Genomic DNA, 3,003 nt, shown 5'->3' on the forward strand with positions numbered 1-3,003 from the left:
CGCTCACCCCCTCCCCAACCCTCCCCCGCTGCGGGCTTCGCCCTGCAGGGGAGGGAGCAGTTTGGTGGATGACCGCAGAGCAAAGCTCACAACGGGGCAGGGTTGAAATATAAACAGCCCTTAGCGGTCTCAAGACACTTTCAGCGTCTCAATCAGCGCGCGCAGCGCCGCCGAAATCTGCCGTCTGCCGGGGTAGTAGAGGTAAAAACCGGGAAACGGCGGGCACCAGTCGGCCAGTACCCGTTGTAGGCGCCCGTCGGCGAGCGCGGATGCGGCGTAGGCGTCGGCGGTGTAGGCGAGGCCGACGCCATCGGTGGCGGCATTGAGCATCAGTTCGGCGTCATCGAGGATGAGGTTGCCGCGCACGGCGATGTTCAGCGTTTCGCCGTCTTTGGCGAATGCCCAGCGGTGCAGTTCGCCGCTGCTGATTTTGCGATAGCCGATGCAGTTGTGCGCACGCAGGTCGTGCGGCGTTTGCGGCGGCGGGCGCTGCGCGAAGTAGGCAGGCGCGCCGACCACGGCGCGGCTCATGTCGGGCGTGATGCGCACCGCCACCATGCCCGGCGCGACGCTTTCGCCGAGACGCACGCCCGCGTCGAAACCTTCTTTGACGATGTCAATAAAGCCGTTGTCGGCGGCGAGTTCCAGCACGATGTCCGGGTAGTGTTCGCTGAAGCGGCAGAACAGCGGCAGGATGTGGCAGGCGGCGGCGCTGCGCGGCACGCTGATGCGCAGCCGCCCCATCGGGTGAGCGCGAAAGCCGTTCACCGTTTCCAGCGCCGCGTCGATTTCTTCCAGCGCCGGGGCGAGGGTGGCGTAGAGTTGCTGCCCCGCTTCGGTCAGCGCGACGCTGCGGGTGGTGCGGTTCAAGAGGCGCACGCCGAGGCGCGCTTCCAACGTGCGCAGGGTGTGCGAGAGGGTGGTCGGTTTCAGGTTCAGTTGCGCGGCGGCGCGGCGGAAACTGCCTTCGCGGGCGATGGCGGCAAAGGCGGCGAGTTCGCCCAGTTCGGAGGTTCGCATGATGATTCCGGGGAAAAGCGCGGATTGTACCGTTTCATGCAGCAATTCATGCGATAAAAGGCGGCTTATCTCGCACAATCGCGGTGTCTATCATGCGCCTCCCTTTCAACCACGGAGAATCCATGAAACGCCAATCCCTTGTTGCCCTCGCCCTCGCGGCGCTTGTCGTCCCCGCACTTGCCGCCGACATCGCCCTGCCGGAACACGCCCATCCCGAAGGCGTCGTCTTCGATGACGACGGCAATCTCTACGTCACCAGCATGGGACGCGGCGCGGTCGATCGCGTCCGCCCCGGCGCGGATACCGCCGAACCCTTCACCGCCCCCGGCAGCGGCGGACTGATGGGCGCGCAAGGCGGCCGCATTGACGCAAAACGCGGCCTGCTCTACGTCTGCTCCAGCCACAACGGCGCCAACCCGCACGCCAAAAAAGGCGCCTCCGCCCTCAAGGCCTTTGCGCTCAAAGACGGCAGCCTGCAAGGCAGTTGGGACTTGCCCGGCGGCGCAAAGGCCTATTGCAACGACATGGTTGTCCTGCCTTCCGGCGCGGTGCTGGTGACAGACAGCCTCAACCCGGAAATCCTCGTGCTGCGACCGGGCAGCGACAAGCTGGACGTTTGGCTGAAAAGCGACAAATTCGCGGGCGAAAGCTACGCGCTGAATAACCTCGCGCTTGAAGCCGATGCGCGCACGCTCTACGTCGGCAAACTGGACAGCGGCGAGCTGCTGCGCCTGCGCCTCACCGCCGACGAACAACCGGCGGGCGAGCCTGAAATCATCCGCCTGCCGCGCCGTATTGACGACCCGGACGGCATCGCCCTGCTCGCGCCCGGCAAAATGCTCATCTGCGAAGCGAGCGTCGTTGCCAACCGGGGCAAAATCAGCTTGCTCGAAATTGACGGCGACCGCGCCCGCCTGACGCCGGTCATCGAAAATGCCGATCTCGCCGTGCCGACCGGCGTCGCCGTGCATGACGGCAAAATTTACGTCGCTGAAAGCCAAGTGGCGGCGTTGTTCATCCCCGAACGCGCGAAAGACGGCCTCAAACCCTTCCGCGTACGCCGCTTTGAGCTGCCTGCGACGGTTGCAGCGCTGGCGGGGCAATAGAGCCTTTGCCATAAAAAACGCCGCGGGATGCGGCGTTTTTTTGTGAGCATCATTCGGTGGCAGGCGGTGGTGCGGTGCGGTGGATGCGCAGCGCGTTGGCAATGACCAGCAGCGAGCTGGCGCTCATGCCCAGCGCCGCAATCCACGGGGTGAGGTGGCCGCTGATGGCGAGCGGCAGGATAGTGAGGTTATAGACGGTCGCCCAGGCGAGGTTTTGCCGGGTGATGCGGCGGCTGCGCGCGGCGAGTTCCAGCAGGTAGGGCAGCGCTTCCGGGCCGTTTTTCAGGAGGACGATGTCGGCGTGGGTTTGGGAGAGCGGGTTGGCGCGACCCACGGCGACGGAGACGCTGGCGCGGGCAAGCACCGGCGCGTCGTTGATGCCGTCGCCGATCATCAGGGTGTGTTCCGGGTCGTTGGCTTCGAGCAGCGCCAGTTTGGCGGCGGGGTCAAGGCCACCGTGGTGGTCTTCGATGCCGTAGCGGGCGGCAAGGCGGGCGACGTTGTCGGCGCGGTCGCCGCTGGCAATGGCGAGGTGGTAGCGGGTTTTGAGTTGCGCCAGAGTCGCGGCGAGGTTGGCGCGTTCCGGGTCGCCCAGTTGGTAGTGGGCGCGCAGGGTGCTGTTTTCGGCGAGGTAAACGTGGTTGGTGGTTTCGGGAGCGGCGCTCGGCGATGGGTTCGCGGTTTTGCCGGATGATGTTTCAGCATCGGAGATAGCAGAACGGGTGCTACCCCCACCCCGACCCTCCCCCGCTGCGGGTGCTGGCGCACCCTGCAGGGGAGGGGGGGATTCGGTTGATGATTCTGCATCGGCGCGTAAGGTGGCAGCCATTGCGCTCCCTCCCCCTGTGGGGGAGGGGAGGGGGGGGGTTCCTAGCGG

General features: G+C 65.8%; 3 protein-coding genes. 1 reads left to right on the forward strand and 2 read right to left on the reverse strand.

The features are described 5' to 3' along the window. Nucleotides 1-129: 129 nt before the first annotated feature. On the reverse strand, nt 130-1,020 hold the full coding sequence (locus Q0349_RS10860) for a LysR family transcriptional regulator (RefSeq protein ID WP_298080964.1): 891 nt from the start codon (nt 1,018-1,020) through the stop codon (nt 130-132). 122 nt (nt 1,021-1,142) lie between these two features. Here Q0349_RS10860 and Q0349_RS10865 point away from each other — a divergent pair, with 122 nt between their 5' ends. Beyond that, nucleotides 1,143-2,126 carry an SMP-30/gluconolactonase/LRE family protein gene (locus Q0349_RS10865; RefSeq protein ID WP_298080965.1) on the forward strand — a complete coding sequence of 328 codons (984 nt, stop codon included), beginning with the start codon at nt 1,143-1,145 and terminating at the stop codon, nt 2,124-2,126. Nucleotides 2,127-2,175: 49 nt separating this feature from the next. Here Q0349_RS10865 and Q0349_RS10870 read toward each other — a convergent pair whose 3' ends face one another. Beyond that, nucleotides 2,176-2,955: an HAD-IC family P-type ATPase gene (locus Q0349_RS10870; protein ID WP_298080966.1), complete on the reverse strand. Its 780-nt coding sequence runs from the start codon at nt 2,953-2,955 to the stop codon at nt 2,176-2,178. Nucleotides 2,956-3,003: the final 48 nt, after the last annotated feature.

Origin of the sequence: uncultured Cardiobacterium sp., from assembly GCF_938028185.1 — a bacterium.
Classification (GTDB): Bacteria; Pseudomonadota; Gammaproteobacteria; order Cardiobacteriales; family Cardiobacteriaceae; genus Cardiobacterium.